Genomic DNA, 24,392 nt, shown 5'->3' on the forward strand with positions numbered 1-24,392 from the left:
GACACCGGTGGCGCCGTCGGCCGCCTACGCGGTGGTCGGGCTCGGCACCGCGCTGCGCGTGGAAGCGGCCGCCGCCGGTGTCCGCGTGAGCGTGGCCGTGCCCGGCGGTGTCGCGACCGACATCGTCGATTCCGGGATCGACCTGCCCGGATACGCGTATCGCGAACTGTTGCGCCGGATGCCGATCGGGATGACCGGTTCCGAACGGGCCGCGCGGCACATCCCGCGCGGCATGCGGAAGAACCGGCCCTACATCGTGTTTCCGCACTACAACAGGGCGGTGGTCGCCGCACACCGATGGTTTCCCGGTCTGATGAGCCGTCTCGGAGGCCGCCCATGATCGCGGGCGGCCCGATCTTCCAATTGTGCTGGGTGGTGGGTGATCTGACCTCGGCCTGCGAGACGTTCACCACCCGGTACGGAGTCGGTGAATGGTTCACCATTCCGGAGGTCCACTTCGGGCCCGATGCGGCCGAATTGCGCGGGGCGCCGGCTGATTACACGATCGGTGTGGCGCTCGGTTATGCGGGTGGCCAGCAGTTGGAGCTGATCGAGCCGCGTGGCGGGGTGAGCCTGTACGCCGAGCATCTCGACCGGGTCGGCCCCGGACTGCATCACGCCGCCTGGGTGCCCGAGGACTACGACGCCGCGCTCGCCGAGGCCGCCGCGGCCGGTATCGAGATCACCGCGCGCGGCCGGTTCGATGGCGTCGGGATGGACTTCGCCTATCTCGCGGGCGGGTCGATCGGCTCGCACATCGAACTGCTGCGGTTGTCACCGCAGATGCGAGCGCTGTTCGACCATTTGATTCCGGAAGGATTCAGCAACCCATGGCAGTAGGCGGCGACCCAGGGCAGTCCGCGATGCCGTCGCGGCGGCACGGTCGCGCCTGCGGCAGTTCCCATCACGTCTCGGCAACCGCCCGGGACCCGCGCGGCGCGCTCGACGCGCCAGGAAGGCAGGCACCATGCGTTTCACCTACGCCGAGACGATGACCGACCCGTCGTATTACCTCGCTCTGGCCAAGGCCGCCGAGGAGGCGGGCTACACCTCCATGGCGGTCGCCGACAGCGTGGCGTACCCGAAAGAGTCCGACGCGAAATATCCCTACACCCCCGACGGGAACCGGGAGTTCTTGGAGGACAGGCCGTTCGTCGAGGCATTCGTGCTCAGCGCGGCGATGGCGGCGGTGACCACCACGCTGCGGTTCACGCCGTTCGTGCTGAAGCTGCCGATCCGCCCGCCCGTGCTGGTGGCCAAGCAGGCCGCGTCGGTGGCCGCGCTGAGCGGCAACCGGTTCGGGCTCGGTGTCGGCATCAGCCCGTGGCCGGACGATTTCGAGATCATGGGGGTGCCGTTCGACAAGCGCGGCGCGCGGATGGACGAATGCATCGACATCGTGCGCGGACTTTCGGCAGGCGGGTACTTCGAATACCACGGGCAGTTCTACGACATTCCGCCGATCAAGATCAGCCCGGTGCCGACCGAAACGGTGCCGATCCTGATCGGCGGCCACAGCAGGCCCGCGTTGCGCCGGGCCGCGCAGCGCGGCGACGGGTGGATGCACGCCGGTGGCGACGGCGGCGAATTGGACCGGCTGCTGGGCGAATTGGACACGTTGCGCGCGGAGTACGGCACCCGCAAGGACTTCGAGGTGCACGTCATCTCGCTGGACGGTTTCACTGTCGACGGGATCAAACGTCTCGAGGACAAAGGGGTCACCGATGTGATCGTCGGCTTCCGCCTCCCCTACACCACCGAGCAGGACACCGAGCCGCTGGAGGCCAAGATCGCCAACCTGTCCCGCTTCGCGGAGAAGGTCATCGCCCGGGTCAACGGGTGACGCCGGGTGCGGGTCAGGACCCGAGCGCGGCGGCGGCCGTGGCGAGGGTCCGCGCTCGGTAGCCCGCGCCGAACAGCGCGACGTGCACCAGCAGCGGATGCAGCTGGTGCAGCGGCGTGCGGGTGCGCCATCCGTCGGCCAGCGGGTTGGTTTCGTGGTAGACGGCGCGGATACGGTCCAGGTGTGGAGCGCCGAAGAGGACGAGCATGGCCAGGTCGGTCTCGCGGTGGCCCGCGTGCGCGGCGGGGTCGACGAGCATCGCCCGTTCCCGCGTCCACACGATGTTGCCCGACCACAGGTCGCCGTGGATGCGGATCGGTGGTTCGGCGGGGCCGGCCAGCTCATCGATGCGATCGATGACGCGTTCGATCAGGCGGGTGCCGTCGGCGCCGAGCGACGCCGCCGCCCGAGCGAGGTAGGGCGCGAGGCGCTGCTCGGCGTACCACCGCGACCACGGGCCGTCGGTCGGGGTGTTGGGCAGTGGCAGGCTCGCGATCCAGCCTTCCCACGGGGCCCCGAACAGCTCGGCGCGGGCGGCGTGCAGCGCGGCCAGTTCACGGCCGAATCGCTCGGCGGCCGCGGGGGTGGGTCCGGTCTCCTCCAGCCAGGGCAGCACCAGTGTCCGGTCGTCGGCGGCCAGGACCTGCGGCAGCAAGGCCCCGGCCGGGTCGGGCGCGGTGGCGCGCAGCCAGGACAGGCCCGCCGCTTCGGCCGCGAACACGGCTGTCGGCTCGGCCGATGCCTTAACGAAAACGGTTCTGCCGTCAGCTGTTTCGGCGCGGTACAGCGTCCACGCGTGGCTGGCGCCGAGATCGGTGACGGCGCGGACGGGCACGTCCAGCAGGGCGGACAGCTGGGCCGCGCGGCTCACCGGGTGCCCGCGGTGAGCCGTTTCATGGTGGCCTCGTCGGCGGGGAAGAACGACTCGATGGCCAGTTCGGCGACGGTGACGTTCATCGGGGTGCCGAACACCGTCGTGACGCTGAGGAACGACAACTCGTCGCCGTCGTGCTCGATCCGCAGCGGGACCACTGCCTGGTCGGGTTCGGGCACGGTGAGCTCCACTTCGCCACCGGGGTAGGACCGCAGCTCCTCGAGCAGGTCGGCCAGGTCCCTGGCGCCGGTGACCTCTACTTGTCGCGCGAGACGGGCGAGGATGTGGCCGCGCCATTCGGCGAGGTTGCGGATGCGGCCGGCCATGCCGTCGGGGTGCAGGCTCAGCCGCAGCGCGTTGACCGGCGGCTTCGTCAGTGCCGGATCGATGTCCGCGATGAGCACGGCCACGCCGCTGTTGGCGTCGATCATCGTCCAGTTCTGATCGATGGCCAGCGCGGGGTAGGGCTCGTGGCCCGCGAGGATCTGGCGCATGGCGCCGCGGACGGCGTTCATTGCCGGAGTGTCCAGACCGGGCTGCGCGTAGGCGGGCGCGTAGCCCGCGGCCAGCAGGACGCGGTTGCGTTCGCGCAACGGGATCTCCAGATGCTCCGACAGGTGCACGATCATGGTGCGGCTCGGGGTGGCGCGCCCGGTTTCGATGAAGCTCAGGTGCCGCGCCGAGGTGTCGGCCCGTCCGGCCAGCTCCAGCTGGCTCAGCCTGCGTTCCAGGCGCCAATGTCGCAGCAGGTCACCTGCCGTTGGGGTAGTCACGCCCCGATCCTACGAACGGCCGGCCGTCGCGGCCATTACCTCTCGGGTAAGGGGCGCCGATACCTCCGGCGTCCTGGTCGTTCCGCTGGCCGTGCCCGCGCGGGAACACGAATGTCCGGCCGGAAGCGTGTGCTCCGGCCGGAACTCGGGCGGTGTCAGGCCATTTCGGGGACGCGCAGATGCGCGAACGCCAGCTCGAACTCCCCCACCTCGAGCACGTTGGCGCCGACCCGGTGAGTCGCCACGCTCCTGATCCGATTGCTGTGCTCGCGGGTGGCCTCCATCGCCTCGCGAGTCGCCCACACCATCGCGCCCACCGCTCGGCCGCTGTCCCGGTCGACGAACAGGCTGGCGCTGCAGAATCCGTCGAGCGTCTCGATCTGCGGCAGCACTTCCATCCGGAACGTGTCGATCAGGCGCTCGACCTGCCCCGGGTCGACCTGCACCCAGCTGCACCTGGCGCAGGCGGCGTCGCCGGCGGGACGGTCGCGGTGCATCGCCGCGATCTCCCATTCCTCGACGCGCTCCACGCTGCCGCCGAGTCGGCGGGCCAGGCCGTCGCGCAGTTGCTGGGCCCGTCCTCTGCTGGCCTGCAATGCCTCCTGCGATTCCCACGAGGTCGTAGCGATGCAACGTCCCGTCGACCGGTTCACCAGCAACGACATGCCGACCCACCCCTGCAGCTCCGGCAGATTCGACATCACTTCATCGCGGAGGTATGCGATCCCGTCGTCCATCGATGACGGCTGGGCCGCGATTGTGCTGGAACGTGCGTACACGGGCCACCTCCCGACTGCTCAGGGCGGCGCCCCGGTGGCGCCACCGGACATACTCACCTTCCTCCAGCCCACGCCCACACGCAATGCCTCTGCTACCGCTCGGCTACCCCGACGCCGTGGTGTCCGGTGGCCAGGCGCACCAAGGCCGCACGCAGGTCCGGGCGGGTCCGCGACGCGGTCAGCTCCGCGAGCGCGATATCGGCGATCGCGGCCACGATCAGCGTCGCGACCGGTTCCGGGTCCTCCCACCCGGCGGCGGCTAGGTCGTCCGTGATGATCAGCGCGGCTTGCCGATTGCGCGCCGCGACCTGCTCACCGAGGCCCGCTTCGGAGCGCGCCTGGATCAGCAGCGCTTTCGTCGCCGGCTGGGCCAGGCAGCCGTCGAGGTAGGCGTGCATCCCCGTGGTCAGCCGCTCGATGCCCGGGGCCGCGCCGGAGACGGTGTCGAGCACCTGGGCGAACAAATCCTCGTGGAAAGCGTGGTGCAACGCTCGGATGTAGTCGCCGCGGCTGGACCAGTGCTGGTAGAAGCTGCCTTTGGCCATGTTCGCCTGCGCGACGATCGCGTTCACCGACAGTTTGGCCAGATCCGCCTGCCCCAGCAGGGTGTGGCCCGCGTGCAGCAGTGCCTTGCGGCCCGGCTCGGCCGACCTCACGACCCGGCCACCGAGGTGAGCGGTCCGACGATCGGCGCGACCACCGGGCACTCCGCAGGCCGGGCGTGCTCGGGATCCAGCGCGTTGAGCACCTCGCGCACCGCGACCGGATCGGAGGTGAGCCCGTAGTGTTCGGAGTAGTCGGTGGCGCACACGTCCTGCAGCACGATGTTGCGTGCGTTCGGCCCGTCGAGCATGCCGGTGGTGTAGGGCGTGGCGATCTCGTCGTAGCGGCTGACGATGTCGACGAACTGCACGCCGGGCACCAGCCGGGCGTCCGCTTTCAACTCCCGCAGAAACGGCGAGTCCGGCGACATCTGGCAGGGGCCGCAGTCGGCGATGGCATCCGCGGTGCCCGGCAGATCCCGCAGGGGCTTCGCCGCGGTGTCGGCGCCGCTGAGCGTCGAGCCGTGATAAGGAGCGCCCAGCCCGATGTGGCGTGCGACCTTTCCGGCGCCGCCGAGGTGGTGGAAGTAGTAGAACGGCACCGCACCGCCCATCGAATGCCCTACGACATCGACCTTCGCCGCGCCGGTGTCGGCCAGGACGCGGTCGATGAACGCTCCGATCTGGCGGGCGCTCTCGGGGACCGGCGCCACCGCGCCCAGCGCCGGACCGAACGCACCGGTGCCGTAGGTGGTGGTGTACACGCAGTAACCGGCGGCCGCCAGCAACGGCGACAGGGTCTGCCAGCTCACCGTCTCGTTGCCCAGGCCGTGCAGCAACACGACGGGATTCGGATGTGCGGCCCCCGGGCGGCAGGTCCAATCGTTGGCTCCCGGCGGAGGCGCCCCCGGCGCCGCCAGCTGCGCGGCCAACCCCGCCAGATAGCTGTAGGCAACGCTCGCGGGCTCCTGCGCCCCGGCGACGGCCGCGGCTCCCAGGAGGCACACCGCGGCGGTGGCCGTCGATGCGGCAAATCGAAGCAAGGGTCGCACCTGCTACTCCTTCACTGAACACGCTATGACCGACCGGTCGGTCATAGCGTACAGGTGGGGCAGCCTGGCGGGAAGGGCCAGCGCAACGCCCCGATCGACCGGCCTGCACCCGCGCGGCGTGATGCCGTCGACCCCCGTCGCGGCTTGCGCGCCACGGCATGATCGATCTGCCGTAGCCTGGGGCGGTGACCGATCCGGTGAAACTCGAGGATTCCGAATCGCTACGCTTGGCGCGTCTATTCCTCGGCCGCACAGTGGATCTGGTCATCGACCGCCCATACGGCAGTCACCACCCGCGATGCGGATTCCGCTATCTCGTCAACTACGGATACGTTCCGCTCACCCGCGCCCCCGACGGACAAGAACTCGACGGGTACTTCCTCAAACCGTCCGAACCGCTGGCCTTCGCCCGCGGACGCTGCGTGGGGATCATCCACCGGTTCTACGACGATGACGACAAGCTGCTCGTCGTCGCGGACGGTAGCCCCGCGCTCGACGACGCGGCGATCGCCGACGCCGTCGAGTTCCAGGAGACCGCCGGTCACTACGTGATCATTGGCAGGTGACCGGCGGGCCCTCTCGATTGGGCACGCGGATACCGGGTAGGCCCCTGCCATGGAACTGTTGGTGATTCTCGGACTCGCGGTGCTGGTCGGCGCGGTGATCCTGTATCGCAAGAGGTCCGGCAAACGGCCCCACGCACCCGAGGCACCCGGAAACGACGGCGAGTAGGGAGCGGCTATGAACGCGATGGACCCCGACCCCGCGAAAACTCCCGACCTGGAACCCGGCGGCGGAGTGTCGCCCGGCGCCACACCACCGGACACCCCGCAGACGTCCGGTCTGTCCGCGCCGGAGCCGAGCACCCGACACCACTTCCCGGTCACCGGCGTGATGGCGATGCTCATCGGGGCGCTGGTGATCCTGCTGTTCGTCGCCGTCGCGGTCGGGCTCGTGGTGACGATGCTGTGACCCGCCGCCACCGGCGGTCGGCCGATCCGGGAGATCGGCCGACCGCGGGGCTATCGTGCGCCCAGAGTCACAGGATCGGCCTGCCGCCGGTGACGGCGATCCGAGCGCCGGAGACATAGCTGCCGTCGTCGGAGGCCAGCAAGACGTAGGTGGGCGCCAGTTCGGCCGGTTGACCGGCGCGGCCCAGCGGGGTGTCGTCCCCGAAGTGGGTGACCTTCTCGACCGGCATGGTGGACGGGATCAACGGAGTCCAGATCGGTCCCGGCGCAACGCTGTTGACCCGGATCCCGCGCTCACCCAGTAGCTGCGCCAGGCTGGCGGAGAAGTTCGCGATGGCGGCTTTGGTCGCCGCGTACGGAGCAAGGGTGGGCGAGGGCATGTCGGAATTCACCGAAGAACTGCCGATGATCGACGACCCCGGCGGCATGTGCGGCAGCGCCGCCTTCACCAGGTAGAAGTAGGCGTTGATGTTCAGCTTGACGGTGTGCTCGAACTCCTCGTCGCTGATCTCTTCCAGGGTCTCGTGCGTCATCTGGAACGCCGCGTTGCTCACCAGGACGTCGATCTTGCCGAATTCCCGCACCGCCCGGTCGATGACGGCGCGGCAGTGGGCGGCCTCGGACAGGTCGCCGGGCACGAGCACGGCTTTGCGTCCGGCCTGCGTCACCAGATCGGCGACTTCCTTCGCGTCCTCGTCCTCGTTGAGGTAGGAGATCAGGACGTCCGCGCCTTCGCGCGCGTAGGCGATCGCCACCGCCCGCCCGATGCCGCTGTCCGCGCCGGTGATGACGGCGGCCTTGCCGGTCAGTTTGCCGGAACCGCGGTAGCTGTCCTCACCGCAATCCGGTACCGGAGTCATCTTGGCCTGGATACCGGGGACTTTCTGCTGCTGCTCGGGAAACCCCATGTCGGTCCTCCTTCTGGCGTTCGGGGCTGGGGGTGGTTCAGCTGTCGTGCTGCCTGCGCCAGTCGCGCACCGCGTCGCGGGCCCGGTCGAACAGCGCCAGCGGCGGGCCTGCCGCCAGGTTCGCGAGCGCGGACTCCCCCGCGTGCGGGTGCGGCCGGGTGGGCGCCACGGCCTCGGCGGCCCGCAGCGACCCGGCCATCCGCTGGAGCTGGCTGCTGGAGAACTGCGCGCGCAGCAGGGCGAATTCCTCGGCCTCCTCGTGCGCGGCGTGCTCGTCCACCGCGTCGGCGAATTCGGCGAGCCGGGCATCGAACTCGGGATGGTCCACCCCGAGGTCGTAGAGGTCGGCCAGCGCGCGTTTGGCCGCGTTCTCCTCCTCCAGCCGCGGTTGCACGATGTCGGCGTCGGCGCCGAAACGGGCCCGTCCGGCGACCGGATGCACGACCTCCTCCTCGGCGCTCTCGTGCACGGCCAGCAACCGCACCAACTCGGTGAACAGGTCCTGTTTCGCGTCGTTACCCGACTTCAGTCGCGCCAGCAGCGTGCGGATCTCCTCGTGCTGGGCGGTGAGCAGGTCGACGACATCCTGGTCGGTCATCGCAACACTCGTTTCTGTCGCTGTGGAATGCGTTCGTGGGCTCGGGTTTTCGTGCCCTGGGCGACCGGCCGCCGCGCGGACCGGGGATGATGTGCCGGTGGCGAGGTCCGTCGCCCGGCGGGTACCCGGGCGGACGGACGCCAATCAGCGCGCCGCTGCTACTCCGATTCCGGTGGGGGCAGCAGCCGCGGAACCAGCACCGCGGCGACGGTGGCGGTGGTCGCGCAGGTGGTCGCGATTCCCCAGCCGACCGGATCCAGCGGGCGGCAACCGAAGTAGCCGCACAGTCCCGGCGTCATCACGACCGCGCCGAGCACCGCACCGCTGGCGGCCGTGGTGAGCCACACCAACGGGCTGCGGTAGCCGGAGACCAGCGTCTGACCCAGCTGTGTGCCGATGAGCGCGACCAGGCCGATGGTGGCGGCGCGGCGCTGCGTGCCGGTCATCCGGCCGAGGGTCCAGGCGACCGAGGCGCTGGTGGCCGTGGCGACGCCGCGCACGCCGAGCGTGTGCAGCAGGTCGGGGCCCAGGCGTGCGGGCGGCAGTTCGGCCAGCCGCTCCGCGGCGCGCTGCGCTTGGGCCTGCGGGTCGTCGGTGTCGTCGGGATCGACCGCGTCCCGTTCCCGCGACACCGCCAGCGCCATGGCGGGGAACATGTCGGTGAGCATGTTCACCAGCAGGAATTGCCGGGTGCCCAGCGGCGCCTGGCCGCTGACGGCGGTGCCGTACAGCGTGAACGCGACCTCGCCCGCGTTGCCGCCGACCAGCACGCCGACGGCGTCGGTGACCCGCTGCCACATGCCGCGGCCTTCGACGAGGGCGTGCAACAGCACCAGGGGGTCGGGATGGGTGAGCACCATGTCGGCGGCGTTGCGGGCGGCGACCGAACCCTGTGCGGCCAAACCGATTCCGACGTCGGCGGTGCGGATCGCGGCGGCGTCGTTGCTGCCGTCGCCGGTCATCCCGACCACGTGTCCCGCGCGGCGCAGCGCCGCGACGATGCGCACCTTGTGTTCCGGGCTGACGCGGGCGAACACCGTGCTCTGTTCGATCAGTTCCGCACGCGCGGTCTCGTCCAGACCGTCGAGATCCGCGCCGGTCACCACCTTCCCCGCCTCGATGCCGAGCTGGCGGGCCACCGCCGCCGCGGTCACCGGGTGGTCGCCGGTGATCATGCGGACGCTGATTCCGTTGCGCTGCAACGCGGTGACCAGCGGGACCGCCTGCGGGCGCGGGGCGTCGGCGAGGCCGATGAAGCCGAGCAGAGTCAGTTCGGCGACCGCCGCCTCGACGTCGTCGGGTTCGGTCGGCAGGTCGCGCCGGGCCACCACCAGCACCCGCAAGCCCTGCTCGGCCAGATGGCGAACCACCTGTTCGGCGCGTTGGCGCAGGCGGTCGTCGAAGGGATGGTCGGTCTCATCGATCCGCACGCCGGTGCAGCGCGAGAGCACCACTTCGGGCGCGCCCTTCACGATCAGCCGCAGTTTGCGGGAGGTGTGGCCGAGGGTGGCGGCGTAGCCGCGGTTGGATTCGAACGGGATCTCCTCGATCGCGTCCCAGCGGCGGGGGTCGTCGCCGAGCGCCTCGGCCGCGGCCTCGACCACCGCGCGGTCGGTGGCGTGCACGATCGGGCCCTCGGCGGGATCGGGGCAGGCTCGGGTCGCCGCCCGCAGCAGGCGGCGCGCGTGCTCGGAGTCGGCGTCCGGGGACCACTGCTCGTCGAGATCGGCGAGGGTGGTCAGGCGCAGCCGCCCCTCGGTGAGGGTGCCGGTCTTGTCGAAGCACAGGGTGTCCACCCGGCCCAGTGCCTCGACGGTGCGGCTGGCGCGCACCAGCACGCCGTGTCGCGACAGCCTGCGGGCGGCGGCGAGCTGAGCGACCGTGGCCACCAGCGGCAGTCCTTCGGGGACCGCGGCGACCGCGACCGCCACGCCGTCGGCGATCGCGGTGCGCAGCGGCCTTCCGCGTAGCATGCCCAGTCCGGTCACGATGCCGCCGCCGCTGAGCGTCAACGGCAGGGCCCGGTCGGTCAGGCGGCGCAATTGCGCTTGCACACCGGCCTTTTCCGGCGGGATGGCCCCGGCGGCGGCGCGTCCGGCCTGGGTGTCGTGACCGACGGCCACCACGATCGCTCGCCCGGTGCCGTTGACCACGGTGCTGCCTTCGAAGACCATGCAGGCGCGCTCGGCCAGCGGTCGGCCCGGGGTCGCCGCGACCTGTTTCTCGACGGTGATCGATTCGCCGGTGAGGCCGGATTCGTCCACTTCCAGATCGTCCACGCGCAGCAGCCGGGCATCGGCGGGGACCACTTCCCCGGCCCGCAGCACGATCACGTCGCCGAGTGCGAGGACCTCGGCGGGCACCAGGTACTCGTGCGGTTCGGCGGTATCGAGGTCGGCGCGGTCGATCACGCGGGCGCTGAGCTGCTCGCCCTCGAACAGGCGGAACAGCGCGTTCTCCGCGCGCTGGCGCTGCCAGGCGGAGACCAGCGCGTTGACGCCGAGCACCGACGACAGCAGCACCGCGTCCGACGGCGCGCCGAGCACCGCGGTGGCGACCGCGCCGACCCCGAGGATCGGGGTGAGCGGATCGGCGAGTTCCCGGCGCAACTGACCGGCGAACGACGCCGCCGACGCGATGACGCTCACGCCGGGGATGCGGGCGACCGCGCCGGGCCGGGTGCGCTCGGGCACCGCGGGCGGCTGCGGCAACCGGCTCAGCACCTCTTCGGGTTCGAGGGCGTGCCAGGGCAGCAACGGTGCGAGCGTGGCCGGTGGGGCGGTGCGCGCCGAACGCCATCCGGTATAGGCGCCGGTGAGCAAACCGGTGTAGTGGGCGGCGGTCATGGGCGAGGAGCGGCCCGCGCTGTCCGGGGCCACCGCCAGCAGCAGACCGCCCAGCGCCGCGCCGGACAGGGCCAGTGAGCGGCCGCGTTCGCTCACCTGACGGGCCGGAGCGACGGTGGCGAGGACGCGGTCCGCCTGAGCGAGGTCGCGGCAGACCGCGTCGGCGGTCCACGGCACCTGCAGCGCGTTGTCCTCCCGCACGGCCAGACCGATCGCGACGTCGGCGTGTGCCAGCGCCTTGTGCGCGCGGGGACTCAGCACGGCGACGACGTGACCGTCCTGCTGCAGAGCGCGCACCAGCCCGCTCATCGACGTGGACGGGGAGACGAATTCGTCGGCCATGGACCGCAACTCGGCGGCGTCGGCGCTCGCGGCGAGCGTCACGCGCAGGCCCGCGCTGCGCGCCCGGCCCAGCAGCGCGTATGCCCGCGGGTCGAGCTCCCGGCCGACCAGGACCCGCCCGACCGGTGTTCCGTTGTCATGAAGTTCGCGCCACACGGGGCGGCGCGTCACACCGTGGTCGGGTTTTCCGGTCGCGGGATGCACCAGTCTGCGGTGGCCGCCGGCCGACAGGTAGCGGCCGGTGTGGTCGGGCTGCGCGTCGTCGCGGCTCTCCGCGGTCTCGTGCTCCCACAGCAGCCGCTGGCTCGCGCTCCATACCTCGGCGACCGACCATCTCGGGTCGCTCGCTTCGGCCTCGAGGACCAGACGTCGTGTGGTCAGCAGCGATTCTCCATCGATGACCAGCGCCGACAATCGGTCCAGCCGCCGCCACACCCGCGGGTGCAGCGTCAGCACGCCCGCCCGGCCCAGCATCGTGGAGACCAGCGCGCCGTAGGCCTCGCGACTGGCCCGCGCCGCCTTGGGCGCTCCGAGTTCCAGCGCGTCGGCCGCGCCGAACAGGCCACGCCCGCCGAGGACCGAGGTGACCGCGCCCGCCAGCGCACCCGCGGCCGTTTCGTCGGCGACCCGTTCGATCGGGCCCCGCGGCATCTCGACCACACGGTCGGGCGGGGTCAGCGGGTCGCGCACTTCCGCTGGGCGGCGGTCGATCTCGGCCTCCCAGTTCTGCCATTGCACGTAGCGGGTGAGCGATTCGGTCAGTGTGAAACCGCGGTGCACCGCATCGATCACCAGATTCGCCGTGCCCGCCGCCGCGCTGTTGCCCAGAGCGTTGCCGATCGCGTTCGCCGTGGTCAGCACCAGGTCGGTCCGTGGACGGCCGAGCTGATCCTCCAGCCGTTTGCGGAGGCGGGGCTGGGTGTCGACGAAGGCGGCCGCGCCGCGCAACACGCGGGCGGGTCCGCGCAACGGCATCACGGCGCTCATGGCGGACAACCCGATCGCGCACACGTCGCCCGCGACCTGGATCCCGGCCGCAAGCAACGGTTCCCGGTCCCCCGGGTGCTCGGAGCCGCGACTCCAGTCCAGATCGTCGACCGCGGTGTCGGTCTCGACGGCTTCGATGGCCGACACCAGGGCGGGCAGGTCGGCCGCACCGTGCTCGAGAGCGGCCACGATGCGGCCGGTCACCGCGTTCACCCGCCACCATCGCACATCGCGGCGGCGGTCCAGCGTCCGGTGCAGCGCCTCGGTGACGTCTCCGCTCCTGCCGGAGTCCAGGCCGCGCACCTCGACGGTGGCCCGGTCCTCGTTGAGCGCCACCCGGCGCCGGGAGCGCAGCGCGTGCGGGTCGATCAGCGCGGCCAATTCGTCGCGCAACCCCTCGTTACTGCCCGGATTCAGTAGCGACACGCCTGCCCGTGCGCCCGCTGCCACCGCCTGCACCGGCGCCTGCACCGCCTTCATTCCCACATCGACGGCCTTCTCCACGCTCGCGCGGGCCATCTCCGCCGCAACGGAGGTCGGCGCCTCGAGCCACCACGGTGAGACGACTCCGCGTAGTAAGAAGCTCATACAGGGCAGCTACCCAGGCAAGCGCAGAGCAAACCGTCCGCGGCCGCGGTGCGGGCCGCGGCCGGGTCCGGTGCGGACCCGCTCCGCCGGTCAGTTCGCGGTCGGGTCGAGCACGATCTTCACCGCGCCGTCGGTCTTCTGCTGGAAGGTGGCGTAGGCCTGCGGCGCATCGGTCAGTGGAAGCCGGTGGGTGGCGAAAGTGTCCACGCCCAGCGGGTCGCCGTCGCGCAGCAGCGGCATGATGTCGTCGACCCACCGTTTGACGTTCGCCTGGCCCATCCGCAGCTGGATCTGCTTGTCGAACAACACTCGCATCGGCAGCGGGTCGAGCATGCCGCCGTAGACGCCGATCACCGAGATCGTGCCGCCGCGACGGACGATGTCGATGGCGGAGTTCAGCGCCGCGAGCCGGTCGACGCCCGCGGTGTCCATCATCTTCTGGGCCACGAAATCGGGCAGGAACGCCGCCGAACGCTGGGCCATCGACGCGATCGGCGACCCGTGGGCTTCCATCCCCACCGCATCGATCACCGAGTCGGTGCCCCGGCCGTCGGTCCAGCCGCGGATGATGTCGCCGAGCGGCTCGTCGACGGCGTCGAGGTCGATCACTTCCATGCCGCGCTCGGCCACCCGCGCCAGCCGCTCGGGTACCCGGTCGACACCGATGACGCGATAGCCGCGATGCGCGGCCACTCGGCAGGCCATGTCCCCGATCGGGCCCAGGCCCAGCACGGTCACCGATCCGCCGTCGGGCACCCCGGCGTATTCCACGGCCTGCCACGCGGTGGGCAGTACGTCCGACAGGTACAGGAAGCGGTCGTCGGCCGGTCCGTCGGGCACGGTGATGTGGGTGGCGTCCGCGTGCGGCACCCGCAGATACTCGGCTTGGCCGCCTGGCACCTGCCCGTAGAGTTTCGAATAGCCGAACAGGGCGGCGCCGCAGCCGTATCGGCGGACCTGCGTCGTCTCGCACTGGGTGGGCAGCCCGGCCCGGCACATGTAGCAGGCGCCGCAGCTGATCTGGAACGGGATGACCACGCGGTCACCGCGTTCCAGCCCGGTGACGGCCGAACCGGTCTCCACCACACGTCCCATGGGTTCGTGTCCGAGGACGTCGCCGTCGCTCATATAGGCGCCGAGCACTTCGTACAGGTGCAGGTCGGATCCACAGATGCCGGTGGTGGTGACCTCGATGATCGCGTCCGTCGGGGCCTCGATCCGAGGATCGGGCACCGTCTCCACGGCGATTTTGTGCCGGCCTTGCCAGGTCACTGCCTTCATACGCGCGGCTCCTCCGTCGGGGTCGGTACTTGTTCCCGTCCTACCCGCACGCCTTTGCCCGAAACGACCGCGCCGGGGTTTGCCGGGGCAACACCGCAGGCCACGGGCTCGGTGTGCGGTGGGTACGCCGGATGTGTGCCGCCGGGGATTCGGGGTAGGCGGTAGCCGTGGACCAATCACGAGCTCCCCTGCTGGAAGCCCTCGCCGACTATCACCGGCTGGGCCGGTACGGCTTCACGCCCCCTGGGCATCGGCAAGGGCGCGGAACCGACGAACGCGTCCTGGACGTGATCGGCCGCGACGCCTTCGGCTCCGATGTCCTGGCCACCGCCGGGCTCGACGACCGGCTCTCGCGCGGTGGCTATCTGTCGCGCGCCGAAGCGCTCATGGCCGACGCGGTGCGGGCGGAATCGGCGTTCTTCTCCACCTGCGGCAGTTCGCTGTCGGTGAAGGCGGCCATGATGACGGTGGCGGGCGGCCACGACGGCGGCCTGCTGGTGGCGCGCGACAGCCACAAATCGGTGGTCGCCGGGCTGATCTTCTCCGGTGTCCAGCCGCACTGGATCACCCCGCGCTGGGACGCCGAACAGCATTTCTCCCACCCGCCCTCGCCGCGGCAGGTGTCCGAGGCGTGGGAGGAACACCCCGACGCCGCGGGCGCGCTGATAGTGAGCCCGAGTCCCTACGGCACCTGCGCGGACATCGGCGGCATCGCCGAGGTGTGTCACGAGCGCGGCAAGCCGCTCATCGTCGACGAGGCGTGGGGCGCGCATCTGCCGTTCCACGACGACCTGCCGACCTGGGCGATGGACGCCGGGGCGGACCTGTGTGTGGTCAGCGTGCACAAGATGGGCGCCGGTTTCGAGCAAGGCTCGGTCTTCCACGTCCAAGGCGATCTGGTCGACACGGTCAGGCTCAGCGAATGCGCCGACCTGCTGATGACCACCAGCCCGAACGTGCTGATCTACGCCGCGCTCGACGGCTGGCGCAGGCAGATGGTCGAACGGGGACAGGAACTGCTCGGTTCCGCGCTGCGCCTGGCCGAACAGGCCAGGCGCAGGCTCGCCGAGATCCCCGGCATCAGGGTGCTGGAAGACGAACTACTCGGTGTCGAAGCCTCCCACGACCTCGACCGGTTGCAGGTCCTCATGGACGTGTCCGGAACCGGGGCCAGTGGTTATCAGGCCGCTGATTGGCTGCGCGAGCACCGCCGCATCGACATGGGATTGACCGATCACCGCCGGTTGCTCGCCACGCTGTCGCTCGCCGACGACAAGGACACCATCGATGGCCTGGTCGACGGCATCGCCGCGTGGCGCGACCAACTGAGCGATCCGCGGCCGCCGCGCGTCCGGTTGCCCTCGCCCGAGGACCTGCAACTGGAATCGGTGATGCTGCCGCGCGATGCGTTCTTCGGCCCGGTGGAGACAGTGGACGCGCGCGACGCCGTCGGCCGGATCGCCGGCGAACAGCTCACGCCGTATCCGCCGGGCATTCCGGTGGTCATACCCGGCGAGCGCATCGACGCCGCCGTCGTCGACTACCTGCGCACCGGGCTCGACGCGGGCATGAACGTCCCCGACGCGGCCGACTCCCGGCTGCGCACGATCCGCGTCGTCGCCCGCGAGCGAACCGAAACATAGGAGGTTTCCTTCATGGCCGGACCGACCGCGCTCGCCCTGGTGTGCACGCTGAAGAAGTCCCCCGCCGAATCCAGCAGTGATGTCATCGCCCGGCAGGTCCTCGACGAGCTGGCCGAACACGACGTGCAGGGCACGGTGCTGCGGCTGGTGGACTACGAGGTGCTCCCCGGAGTGACCGCCGACGAAGGCCCCGGCGACCAGTGGCCGTCCATCCGCGAACGGATCGCGGCGGCCGACATCCTGCTGGTGTCCACCCCCACGTGGGTCGGGCACATGTCGTCGGTGGCGCAGCGGATGCTGGAGCGATTGGACGCCGAACTGTCCGAAACCGACGACGCGGGTCGTCCCGCGATGGTCGGCAAAGTGGCCACGGTCGCGGTCGTCGGCAACGAGGACGGCGCGCACAAGATCGTGGCCGACCTGTATCAAGGGCTCAACGACATCGGATTCACCATCCCGGCACAGGGGTGCACGTACTGGAACGATCAGGCCATGGGCGGCACCGACTATCAGGATCTCGATTCGGTGCCGAAGGCGGTGGCGTCGGCGACCGCGGCGCTGGCCAGGAACGCCGCGCACCTGGCCCGGGTGCTCGGCGCCCAGCAGTACCCGCCCGCTGCATGATTCCCACGCCCGTGGGGCCGCCCCCCGGCCCCGCGGCCGCGCCCCCCCCCCCCACGACTCGTGAACGACGCTCGTGCCGACGGATGCGGCGATTCGTCGTGGTTCAGGCCACGGTCGGTATACCCGGGTCAGTCGGAGCGCGCCGATTCGGGCGACACCAGACCGTGCTGATGGGCGTAGACCACGGCGTGGATGCGATCGCGGACCCCGAGTTTGGCCAGGATGCGGGAGACGTGGGTCTTCACCGTCTCCTCGCCGACGCCGAGCTGCGCGGCGATCTCGGCATTGCTGCGCGCGTCGGCGAGCAACAGCAGCACCTCCAGTTCGCGGGCGGTGAGCTGATGGACCTCCGGTGGGGTGCGCGGCGGTGCGAGCGTGTTCGCGAAGCGGGAGACCAGACGGCGGGTCATCGACGGGTCGATCAGCGCGTCTCCGCGCGCCGCGATCCGGATGGCCGTGACCAGTTCTTCCGGCGGCAGGCTCTTCAGCAGGAACCGGCTCGCGCCTGCCTGCAGGGCGCGATACAGGTTGGCTTCGCTGTCGTAGGTGGTGAGCACAAGGACGTGCGTGCCGCCCGCGGCCACGATCGCGGCGGTGGCGGCGAGCCCGTCCAGTTTCGGCATACGGACGTCGAGGATCGCGACATCCGGTCGTACCCGGGCGGTCTCGCTGATCGCGGCGCGGCCGTCGCTCACCTCGGCGACGCAATCCAGATCCGGCTGACTGTCGACGACGGCGCGCAGGCCGGAGCGGAACATGCTGTGGTCGTCGGCGATCAGGACGCGGATGGGCAGGTTCACGATCCTCCGATCGGCACCGACACCGTGGTGTGCCAGTGCGTGGCGTCGCGGCCGCAGTCCAGGTCGCCGTCGAACAGCTCGGCGCGGCGGCGGATTCCGTTGAGGCCACGCGGTACCGAGGTGTCCGCGGTGACCGGTTCGGGGGCGAGGGGATTGGTCGCGCGCAGCACCACCCGCTTGGGCAGGTACTCCACCTCCAGTCGCGCGTGCGTACCGTCTCCGTGCCGCAGCGCGTTGGTCAGCATCTCCTGCACGATGCGGTACAGCGTGATGTTCAGCGAATCCGGCAGTTGCACCGCCTCGCCGCGCACGCTTGTCTCGACGTCCAGCCCGGCCGCGCGGACGTGCTCGATCAGGCCGTCGATGTCGGCCAGTCCCGGCTGGCGCTGCCCCTCGTCCTCGTGGCCGTGCAGTAGGTCGAGCTGGCGGCGCAGATCGACCATCGCGGCCCGGCTGCTGGACTCCACCGCGGACAGCGACCGGGCGGCGGCCTCGCCCGCCGTGCCGCCGAGGGCCAGCCGCGCCGCGCCCGCGTGGATGCCGATCGCGCTGACGTGATGCGAGATCACGTCGTGCAGGTCGCGGGCGATGGCTGCCCGCTCCTCGGTGACCGCTCGCTCCACGGCTGTCCGGTGCTCCTGCTGCCGCAATCGGGCGCGCTGCTCCAGATCGGCGATGTAGGCGCCGCGCGCCGCCGTGTAGCGGCCGACCAGCCACGGTACGCAGCCCGCGGAGACGGTCGCGGCGAGCAACAGCCGCCAGTCGTGCGCCGCGGCGCTGTCGGTGAACAGGTGCGCTCCCGCGACTCCCGCGCACAGCAGCAGCATGGTGAGCACGGAAGTCGGCCCGGCGAGCCATGCCCCCGCGCGATATCCGGCCACCAGGAACCCGACGTCGGCGAATCGCACCGGGAATCCGTGCCGGTACAGCAGCAGCGCGGCCAGGAGACGGACGAGCACTTGTACCGCCGCGACCACGCCCGCCGTCCGGGGCGGCGCGGCCAAGGCGAGATCGGCGGCGACGATCGCCGTGACCGCGGCGACCGTCTGCCACGGCGCCACCGCGAACACGCCGCACAGACCGAGCACCACCGCGTCGATGGCGGCGGCCACCACGGCGACCACCACCGACTGGCGAGCCAGCGACCTGCTCACGTCCACCAGTTCGTCACCGCCTCCATTCGGTTCCGGTGCCGAGCCCTGAGGGTGATCCTAATGATCGGGCTCCGTCCGAAGACGCCGCACGGACGACAACTCTGCCCCGGTGCGGCCGCGCCCGCGTCCCCCGTGCGGGGGACGCGAAGTCCCTCGTCGGCGCGATGTTTTCCCAGGCCCGAGCCCGTAGCGTCGGGGAGCGACGGCAGACGAAGAAGGAGTACCCATGGGCCGTGTGGAGTTCGAGTTGCTGACCTACGCCATCCCAGCATTCGCGGCGCTCATGCTGGTCGAGTGGATCGCCTACCGCCGTGATCCCGACCGATCCGGCAACGGCGGATCGGCCCGCGACACCGCATCCAACGTGACGACGTTCACGTTGGGCAGGCTGGTCAAGCCGCTGATGCAGCATCTGGTGCCGTTCTCGGCGGTCGTAGTCGCCGCGGCGCTCACGCCGCTGCACCTGTCGCCGCGATCGTGGTGGGTCTGGGTGCTCGGCGTGATCGTGACGGATCTCTGCTACTACTGGGCGCACCGGGCCGATCACCGGGTCCGGCTGATGTGGACCGCGCACAACGTGCACCACTCCAGCGAGCACTTCAACCTCTCCACCGCGCTGCGCCTCTCCTGGCTGCATCCGATTCCCAACATCCTGCGTGGACTGGCGTGGGTGCCCGCGGCGCTGCTCGGCTTCCCGGCCTGGATGATCTTCCTGTTGCAGGGCATCGGGCTGCTCTACCAGTTCCCGATCCACACCCAGCGGGTCGAGACGCTGCCGCGCCCGATCGAGTTCCTGTTCAACACCCCGTCGCACCACCGCGTGCACCACGGGTCGAACAAGCCCTACATCGACAAGAACTACGGCGGCATCCTCATCATCTGGGATCGCATGTTCGGCAGCTTCGCCGCCGAGTCCGAACCGGTCCGCTACGGCCTCACCAAGAACATCGGCACCGACAATCCGTTGAAGGTCAACTACCACGAACTGGCGGCGCTGATCCGCGACGTGCGCGGCGCGAGCACCTGGCGCGGGCGGCTCGGGTACGTCTTCGGCCCGCCCGGCTGGACCGAGCACCCCGCACCGCCCGCCTCGATCGAGCCGCCGGTCCGCGCCGAGGAGCACGTCCCAGCCGTGCGGCTCGCGTCCTGATCGACCGGTGGCGGGTAGCCGGGCGGCACGAGCCGTCCGGCTACCGGCGTCATCGGTGCCGCTCGAGACCGGCGGATGACGTGAGCTCGGATCAGACGGAATCGAGATAGAACCGCAGACTCGCGATGCCGTCGCCATCGGTCGCGAACTCCACGACCGCGACTCCCGGTACCGCGCCGAACCGCACACTCGCCGTGACGGTGCGTCCGGCGGCGATCACCTTGCTCCAGCGCATGTTGCGCGCTCGATTCGTGAACTCCTCCACCGACACCGGTGTGCCCGCGGGCAGTTCGATGTCGACCCGCTGCCCGAGCAGCTCGCGCACGCGGCTGAGGTCGGTGCTCGCCGCGGCCGCGAAAAGCCTTGTGGTAGCCCGCTTTCCGCGACGACCCACGCCGCCGAGCGCCCGCAGCATGCCCAGCGCCCCGCCGACGCCCTGGTTGACGATCAACTGCGGTCCGAGCTTCAACGCGGCGGCGAGCCCGGGCAACCCGGTGCGCAACAACTGCCAGATCATGCCCGCCAGCTCCCAGTGCGCGGCCAGGTAGGCGATCTTCCAGACGCCGTCCTGTTCCACCAGCCGGTAGCGCAGATGCATCGGGACCGAGACGGTGGCGCCGGTCGACATGGTGGTGACGATGGTCAGGTCGCGCAGCACCGTCGGCGGATGGACCAGGTCGCGGTCGACCCGGAACGCGATGGTGTTCGGCCCGATGAAGGTGTCGTAGAAGCGTTCGATGGCGGCGCGGCCGACGTGCGGGCGCGAGCCCACCGGGTCGTTGACCTCCGCGTCCTGGGCGAACAGGCCGACCCACGCGGACTTGTCGTGCGCGGCGACCGCGAGCGGCGACGCCTCGACGGCCGTCAGCAACGCTGCGCTCGAGTGATCCAGCGGCATGGCAGAACCTCCGTCGACGTGAGCGGGACTCGACACATGGTAGAACAAGTTCTAGTTTTGGCGTCGCGTTACGGTGTGTCCGCGCCGGTCGCCTCCGCACGACAAGGGAACTCGATGGACTGATCCACTGCGGGCCCTGTGCTGCTCGCGAAGGTATCGAGCCAGCTGAATTGCATCGGACCAAACTTGTTGCGGGTGGTTTCCTGCGGTCTTTTCGGAGATTTTGGCTAAAACGATGCGAAAACGCTGCGGCTGGGCGATTTCGGGCTACAGTCGGGTCATGGGTATCGAGTACGCGAGCGTCATCGATCTACCCCGGTCCGAGGTGTTCGCCTGGCACGCGCGCCCCGGCGCCATGACCCGCCTGGCGCCGCCCTGGCAGCCGGTGTCGCCCCGCGCCGAATCGGACTCGCTCCGCGACGGGCGGGCGGTGCTCGGACTGCCCGGCGGCCTGCGCTGGGTGGCCCGGCACGATCCTCGTGAGTACGACCCGCCGCGCCGATTCGTCGACGCGGTGACCGTCGACGGAATCGGGTCGCTGCCCGCCGGCCTGCTGCCGTGGCGGCACACCCACGATTTCGAGGTCGTCGACAAGACGCGCACCCGGGTGGTGGACCGGGTGGACGCGCCGGTGCCCGCCGCGGTGCTGCGCCCCATGTTCGCCTACCGTCACCGGCAGCTCGCCGACGATCTCGCGGCCCGCGCGCGGGCGGCGGGGGCGGGGTTCGTGTCGAAGACCGTCGCGGTGACCGGAGCATCCGGCACGGTCGGTTCGGCACTGGCCGCGTTCCTGTCCGCCGGCGGGCATCGCGTGGTGCGGCTGGTCCGGCATGCACCACGCGCCGCGGACGAAAGACAATGGGCCACCGCCGATCCCGCGCCGGATCTGCTCGACGGCGTGGACGCGGTGGTGCATCTGGCGGGCGCTTCCATCGCGGGCCGGTTCACCGAGGGGCACAAGCGAGCCATCGCCGACAGCCGGATCGGACCGACCCGCGCACTCGCCGAAGTGGCGGCCCGGGCGGCGGTGCCGGTGTTCGTGAGCGCTTCCGCGATCGGCTACTACGGCGCCGACCGGGGCGACGAGGCGCTGACCGAGCAGTCGGCGCGCGGTGCGGGCTTCCTCGCCGACGTGGTCGAAGGCTGGGAGGCAGCGACGGCGCCCGCCGCGGAGGCGGGGGTGCGGGTGGTGCGCGTGCGCACCGGAATCGTGCAGTCCCCGCGCGGCGGCACGCTGCGGCTGTTGCGCCCGTTGTTCACGGCCGGGCTGGGCGGGCGCATCGGTGACGGTCGGCAGTGGCTGTCGTGGATCGGGATCGATGACCTGATCGACGTCTACCACCGGGCGCTGTGGGACACCAGCTTGTCCGGCGCGGTCAATGCGGTTGCCCCGCAACCCGTTCGGAACGCGGAGTACACTGCGGTCCTCGCGAGCGTGTTGCATCGGCCCGCGCTGTTCCCGGTGCCAGGGTTCGGTCCGGCGCTGCTACTGGGGAGCGAAGGGAATCGGGAAGTGGCTTCGGCCAGCCAGCGTGTCGTGCCCGCGCGGCTGACCGAAGCCGGTCACCCGTTCCGTACCCCGGCCCTGGAACCGGCGCTGCGGCACCTGCTCGGCAGGCCCGTGGACTGACCTCGGCGACACCGAGGGGACGCCTGAGGCGGTTCTGGGTCCGGCGGGATGTCGTTCATGGGCGAGTGCGCCTCCGGTCGGTGGCCGCAGCCGACGCGAGGCGTTGCAGACGAGGGCCGAATGGTGTTACGGCGCATCGCTGCCGACGAGTGGCGACAGCTGGGACGGCGGTGCGTGTGCTCGATCATCGCCCGTCTTCCTACTGTGGTGCTGCGACAGCGATATGCCTCCTCGGTAATGCATCAATTCTGCATCGAATAGTGGGAGAAGGATCGATGGCGTCAGTCGTCGATCGGCTCCCACATGATCTGCGCCGGAGAACGATTCGCAGCGAGTGTTCCGTTCCGCGTATCTCGACGCACCTCAGGCGAGCAGGTCGGCGGCGTCGAGCAGACTGCCGACACGTTCCACGCCGTCGGGGAGGAAGACCGCCTCCCAGCCGGGGCCGCCGACCAGGACTCGGGCCCCCGCGTCGAGGCACGCGCGCACCGCGGAGGTCAGCGCGGTGGACTCCTGCTGCGACCACAGCAGCACGGCGGCGGGGTTTTCGAACCGGGCCAAGGTGTCGGCGAGCGCGGCGGCGGGCACGTCGGCGCCGAGCATCCGCGCCCCCACGCCGCGTTCGGCGAGGGCCGCGCGCAGCACCTCCAGCGGAAGCGAATGCGTTTCCCCGCTGGTGCAGGCGAGTACCACCGGCGTCGTGCCGACGGGCGCCGACGGCGGGTTCGTCCGGTGCAGCACCGAGATCACGCACCAGGACAGCAAGTGCTCCACATCGATGCAGCCCTCTCCGCTGAGCTGGCGGTCGACGATGTCGGCGAAAGCCGGTCGGCACAGCAGATCCCAGGTGTCCACCACGCCGAACGCGCGGACATGCGCTTCGATCCGATCGGAGACCGCGGTGGTGTCCAACGCGAAGGCCGCCTCCAGCAACGATTCGCGGCGCCCGAGGGTGGGCGCGGGCCCGCGCACCGCGGCGGCCGCACCCGCCGGGCTCGCGCCCGCGCGGATCAGGGTCAGCATCCGCTCGAGCATGGCGATGTCGGCCTCGGTGTACAGGCGGTGCTTGCCCGGGCGGTGCTGCGGCGGGCCGATGTCGTAGCGGCGGTTCCAGCTGCGCAGCGTCGCGGTCGGGATACCGAGGCGTTCGGCGACCGCGCGCACCGTGTATCCGGCCGCGTCGGACACGGGGACGGGACCGGCGGGCATCGCACTATTCTGCCCGCCGCCGGCGGGATTCGTTCCACCCGGCCGGTCGACGGGTCCGCGCGGCGGCGCCACGTCATCCTCGATCCCGGGCCGGGCGGTCGCGCGTGAGCCGGCGGGCCGTCGCCGTGCGACGGGACGCTGTCCGCGGTGTCATCGATCCTCCGTGAAGAGCTGTTTGCATCAATTATGCATCGTTCTATGCTAGTGTGGATCGCGTCGCCGATTTCCGAGGAGTTAGCGTGCACCGTCGCAATCTGCTGCGTACGTCCACCCGCCTGCTCGTCGCGGCGGTGTCGGCCCTGTCCGTCACGGCGCTGGCGGCGGGCGGCGCCTCCGGGGAGCCCGGTCAGGTCGCCGGGCCCGCGCCGGTGCCGCGCCTCGAACTGGAGCGGTATCTCGGCACGTGGCGTCAACTCGCCGCCATCCCGCAGTACTTCAACCTCGCCTGCGCGCGGGACACGCAAGCGAACTACGCACTCGATCCGCAGGGGAACATCGCGGTGCGCAACACCTGCACCACGTGGGCGAACACGCAGAACGAGATCAACGGCACCGCGGTGGTCAACGATCGGGAGACCGGGGCGCAACTGCACGTCAGCTTCCCCAGCGTGCCGACCCAAGACGCCTTGGACGGGCCGACCAATTACATCGTCACCGCGCTCGGCCCGGACTATTCGTGGGCGGTGGTCACCGACCCGAGCCGGGCGTCCGGATTCGTCCTGGCTCGCGCGGCGTCGCTGGAGGCCGATGCGTGGCAGCAGGTGCGCGCGGCGATCACCGCCGCGGGCCAGAACACTTGCCTGTATCTGACCTCACCGACGACAGGCGGTGAGTCGCGCATCGTCCCGCTCTGCGCGGGGTGAACCGGCGTGTTCGGCGCTCGCGAGGGTCGCGTCGCGC

23 protein-coding genes and 1 pseudogene are annotated in these 24,392 nt (G+C 70.8%); 11 read left to right on the plus strand and 13 right to left on the minus strand.

Features of this window, described 5'->3' with window-relative positions:
• The 3 genes and pseudogenes from ACWEH3_RS29355 to ACWEH3_RS29365 all read left to right on the plus strand — a co-directional run.
• Window positions 1-340, plus strand: a pseudogene (locus tag ACWEH3_RS29355) (hypothetical protein); the annotation flags it as partial.
• Entirely contained in the window at window positions 337-840 is a 504-nt protein-coding gene (locus ACWEH3_RS29360; RefSeq protein WP_450024438.1) for a VOC family protein, read from the plus strand. The pseudogene ACWEH3_RS29355 and the gene ACWEH3_RS29360, both read left to right, overlap by 4 nt.
• A 127-nt stretch (window positions 841-967) precedes the next feature.
• On the plus strand, window positions 968-1,843 hold the full coding sequence (locus ACWEH3_RS29365) for a TIGR03619 family F420-dependent LLM class oxidoreductase (RefSeq protein ID WP_450024436.1): 876 nt from the start codon (window positions 968-970) through the stop codon (window positions 1,841-1,843).
• A gap of 13 nt (window positions 1,844-1,856) precedes the next feature.
• On the opposite strand, the gene ACWEH3_RS29370 is transcribed toward ACWEH3_RS29365, so the two are convergent.
• The 5 genes from ACWEH3_RS29370 to ACWEH3_RS29390 form a co-directional block, all read right to left on the minus strand.
• Window positions 1,857-2,714, minus strand: a complete 858-nt coding sequence (locus ACWEH3_RS29370; RefSeq protein WP_450024434.1) for a fructosamine kinase family protein — start codon at window positions 2,712-2,714, stop codon at window positions 1,857-1,859.
• Complete coding sequence (locus ACWEH3_RS29375) at window positions 2,711-3,490, minus strand: helix-turn-helix domain-containing protein (RefSeq protein ID WP_450024432.1); 780 nt, start codon at window positions 3,488-3,490, stop codon at window positions 2,711-2,713. The genes ACWEH3_RS29370 and ACWEH3_RS29375 overlap by 4 nt, the downstream gene beginning before the upstream one ends.
• Window positions 3,491-3,645: 155 nt before the next feature.
• Window positions 3,646-4,269, minus strand: a complete 624-nt coding sequence (locus tag ACWEH3_RS29380; protein WP_450024430.1) for a hypothetical protein — start codon at window positions 4,267-4,269, stop codon at window positions 3,646-3,648.
• 92 nt (window positions 4,270-4,361) lie between these two features.
• Entirely contained in the window at window positions 4,362-4,925 is a 564-nt protein-coding gene (locus tag ACWEH3_RS29385; protein ID WP_450024428.1) for a TetR/AcrR family transcriptional regulator, read from the minus strand.
• Window positions 4,922-5,863 (minus strand): esterase/lipase family protein, encoded by a 942-nt coding sequence (locus tag ACWEH3_RS29390; RefSeq protein ID WP_450024426.1) that lies wholly within the window; start codon window positions 5,861-5,863, stop codon window positions 4,922-4,924. Before ACWEH3_RS29390 ends, ACWEH3_RS29385 begins: the two co-directional genes overlap by 4 nt.
• A 185-nt stretch (window positions 5,864-6,048) precedes the next feature.
• Between ACWEH3_RS29390 and ACWEH3_RS29395 the strand changes: the two genes are divergently transcribed.
• The 3 genes from ACWEH3_RS29395 to ACWEH3_RS29405 are packed head-to-tail and all read left to right on the plus strand — an operon-like array spanning window position 6,049 to window position 6,835.
• The gene (locus ACWEH3_RS29395; protein WP_450024424.1) at window positions 6,049-6,429 is read left to right on the plus strand and encodes an inorganic diphosphatase; all 381 of its coding nucleotides are present in this window, start codon (window positions 6,049-6,051) and stop codon (window positions 6,427-6,429) included.
• A gap of 49 nt (window positions 6,430-6,478) precedes the next feature.
• On the plus strand, window positions 6,479-6,595 hold the full coding sequence (locus ACWEH3_RS29400; protein WP_450024422.1) for an LPXTG cell wall anchor domain-containing protein: 117 nt from the start codon (window positions 6,479-6,481) through the stop codon (window positions 6,593-6,595).
• Between the two features lie 9 nt (window positions 6,596-6,604).
• Window positions 6,605-6,835: a DUF6480 family protein gene (locus ACWEH3_RS29405; RefSeq protein ID WP_450024420.1), complete on the plus strand. Its 231-nt coding sequence runs from the start codon at window positions 6,605-6,607 to the stop codon at window positions 6,833-6,835.
• A gap of 67 nt (window positions 6,836-6,902) precedes the next feature.
• Here the strand turns inward: ACWEH3_RS29405 and ACWEH3_RS29410 are convergent, their stop codons facing one another.
• The 4 genes from ACWEH3_RS29410 to ACWEH3_RS29425 all read right to left on the minus strand — a co-directional run bounded on the left by ACWEH3_RS29410 (window position 6,903) and on the right by ACWEH3_RS29425 (window position 14,384).
• A complete protein-coding gene (locus ACWEH3_RS29410; RefSeq protein ID WP_450024418.1) occupies window positions 6,903-7,742 on the minus strand; it encodes an SDR family oxidoreductase in 840 nt (279 codons plus the stop codon).
• 37 nt (window positions 7,743-7,779) lie between these two features.
• Entirely contained in the window at window positions 7,780-8,340 is a 561-nt protein-coding gene (locus ACWEH3_RS29415; RefSeq protein WP_450024416.1) for a hemerythrin domain-containing protein, read from the minus strand.
• Window positions 8,341-8,498: 158 nt separating this feature from the next.
• Window positions 8,499-13,103, minus strand: coding sequence for a cation-translocating P-type ATPase (locus ACWEH3_RS29420; RefSeq protein WP_450024414.1), 4,605 nt, complete (start codon window positions 13,101-13,103; stop codon window positions 8,499-8,501).
• 90 nt (window positions 13,104-13,193) lie between these two features.
• The gene (locus ACWEH3_RS29425) at window positions 13,194-14,384 is read right to left on the minus strand and encodes an alcohol dehydrogenase catalytic domain-containing protein (RefSeq protein ID WP_450024412.1); all 1,191 of its coding nucleotides are present in this window, start codon (window positions 14,382-14,384) and stop codon (window positions 13,194-13,196) included.
• A gap of 167 nt (window positions 14,385-14,551) precedes the next feature.
• Here ACWEH3_RS29425 and ACWEH3_RS29430 point away from each other — a divergent pair, with 167 nt between their 5' ends.
• Together ACWEH3_RS29430 and ACWEH3_RS29435 are read left to right on the plus strand one after the other, a co-directional pair.
• On the plus strand, window positions 14,552-16,027 hold the full coding sequence (locus tag ACWEH3_RS29430) for an aminotransferase class I/II-fold pyridoxal phosphate-dependent enzyme (protein ID WP_450024410.1): 1,476 nt from the start codon (window positions 14,552-14,554) through the stop codon (window positions 16,025-16,027).
• Between the two features lie 12 nt (window positions 16,028-16,039).
• Window positions 16,040-16,651, plus strand: a complete 612-nt coding sequence (locus ACWEH3_RS29435) for a flavodoxin family protein (protein WP_450024408.1) — start codon at window positions 16,040-16,042, stop codon at window positions 16,649-16,651.
• Between the two features lie 128 nt (window positions 16,652-16,779).
• Here the strand turns inward: ACWEH3_RS29435 and ACWEH3_RS29440 are convergent, their stop codons facing one another.
• Both ACWEH3_RS29440 and ACWEH3_RS29445 read right to left on the minus strand, forming a co-directional pair.
• Window positions 16,780-17,451, minus strand: a complete 672-nt coding sequence (locus tag ACWEH3_RS29440; RefSeq protein ID WP_450018285.1) for a response regulator — start codon at window positions 17,449-17,451, stop codon at window positions 16,780-16,782.
• Entirely contained in the window at window positions 17,448-18,611 is a 1,164-nt protein-coding gene (locus tag ACWEH3_RS29445; RefSeq protein ID WP_450018283.1) for a sensor histidine kinase, read from the minus strand. Before ACWEH3_RS29445 ends, ACWEH3_RS29440 begins: the two co-directional genes overlap by 4 nt.
• A gap of 220 nt (window positions 18,612-18,831) precedes the next feature.
• On the opposite strand from ACWEH3_RS29445, the gene ACWEH3_RS29450 reads away from it, so the two are divergent.
• Window positions 18,832-19,755 (plus strand): sterol desaturase family protein, encoded by a 924-nt coding sequence (locus ACWEH3_RS29450; RefSeq protein WP_450018281.1) that lies wholly within the window; start codon window positions 18,832-18,834, stop codon window positions 19,753-19,755.
• Between the two features lie 91 nt (window positions 19,756-19,846).
• On the opposite strand, the gene ACWEH3_RS29455 is transcribed toward ACWEH3_RS29450, so the two are convergent.
• Entirely contained in the window at window positions 19,847-20,653 is an 807-nt protein-coding gene (locus ACWEH3_RS29455; protein WP_450018279.1) for a nuclear transport factor 2 family protein, read from the minus strand.
• 280 nt (window positions 20,654-20,933) lie between these two features.
• Here ACWEH3_RS29455 and ACWEH3_RS29460 point away from each other — a divergent pair, with 280 nt between their 5' ends.
• Window positions 20,934-22,283, plus strand: a complete 1,350-nt coding sequence (locus ACWEH3_RS29460) for a TIGR01777 family oxidoreductase (RefSeq protein WP_450018277.1) — start codon at window positions 20,934-20,936, stop codon at window positions 22,281-22,283.
• Between the two features lie 363 nt (window positions 22,284-22,646).
• Here the strand turns inward: ACWEH3_RS29460 and ACWEH3_RS29465 are convergent, their stop codons facing one another.
• Complete coding sequence (locus ACWEH3_RS29465; protein ID WP_450018275.1) at window positions 22,647-23,492, minus strand: MerR family transcriptional regulator; 846 nt, start codon at window positions 23,490-23,492, stop codon at window positions 22,647-22,649.
• Between the two features lie 239 nt (window positions 23,493-23,731).
• On the opposite strand from ACWEH3_RS29465, the gene ACWEH3_RS29470 reads away from it, so the two are divergent.
• Window positions 23,732-24,355 (plus strand): lipocalin family protein, encoded by a 624-nt coding sequence (locus ACWEH3_RS29470; RefSeq protein WP_356960837.1) that lies wholly within the window; start codon window positions 23,732-23,734, stop codon window positions 24,353-24,355.
• The last annotated feature ends 37 nt before the right edge of the window (window positions 24,356-24,392 follow it).

Source organism: Nocardia sp. NPDC004718 (assembly GCF_053601535.1).

What these genes read in the sequence shown, in the direction of transcription:
- ACWEH3_RS29415 (WP_450024416.1), bottom strand. Translation starts at nt 8,340, where the DNA reads ATGACCGACCAGGATGTCGTCGACCTGCTCACCGCCCAGCACGAGGAG.
- ACWEH3_RS29425 (WP_450024412.1), bottom strand. Translation starts at nt 14,384, where the DNA reads ATGAAGGCAGTGACCTGGCAAGGCCGGCACAAAATCGCCGTGGAGACG.
- ACWEH3_RS29410 (WP_450024418.1), bottom strand. Translation starts at nt 7,742, where the DNA reads ATGGGGTTTCCCGAGCAGCAGCAGAAAGTCCCCGGTATCCAGGCCAAG.
- ACWEH3_RS29405 (WP_450024420.1), top strand. Translation starts at nt 6,605, where the DNA reads ATGAACGCGATGGACCCCGACCCCGCGAAAACTCCCGACCTGGAACCC.
- ACWEH3_RS29455 (WP_450018279.1), bottom strand. Translation starts at nt 20,653, where the DNA reads ATGCCGCTGGATCACTCGAGCGCAGCGTTGCTGACGGCCGTCGAGGCG.
- ACWEH3_RS29400 (WP_450024422.1), top strand. Translation starts at nt 6,479, where the DNA reads ATGGAACTGTTGGTGATTCTCGGACTCGCGGTGCTGGTCGGCGCGGTG.
- ACWEH3_RS29420 (WP_450024414.1), bottom strand. Translation starts at nt 13,103, where the DNA reads ATGAGCTTCTTACTACGCGGAGTCGTCTCACCGTGGTGGCTCGAGGCG.
- ACWEH3_RS29450 (WP_450018281.1), top strand. Translation starts at nt 18,832, where the DNA reads ATGGGCCGTGTGGAGTTCGAGTTGCTGACCTACGCCATCCCAGCATTC.
- ACWEH3_RS29460 (WP_450018277.1), top strand. Translation starts at nt 20,934, where the DNA reads ATGGGTATCGAGTACGCGAGCGTCATCGATCTACCCCGGTCCGAGGTG.
- ACWEH3_RS29365 (WP_450024436.1), top strand. Translation starts at nt 968, where the DNA reads ATGCGTTTCACCTACGCCGAGACGATGACCGACCCGTCGTATTACCTC.
- ACWEH3_RS29465 (WP_450018275.1), bottom strand. Translation starts at nt 23,492, where the DNA reads ATGCCCGCCGGTCCCGTCCCCGTGTCCGACGCGGCCGGATACACGGTG.
- ACWEH3_RS29360 (WP_450024438.1), top strand. Translation starts at nt 337, where the DNA reads ATGATCGCGGGCGGCCCGATCTTCCAATTGTGCTGGGTGGTGGGTGAT.
- ACWEH3_RS29435 (WP_450024408.1), top strand. Translation starts at nt 16,040, where the DNA reads ATGGCCGGACCGACCGCGCTCGCCCTGGTGTGCACGCTGAAGAAGTCC.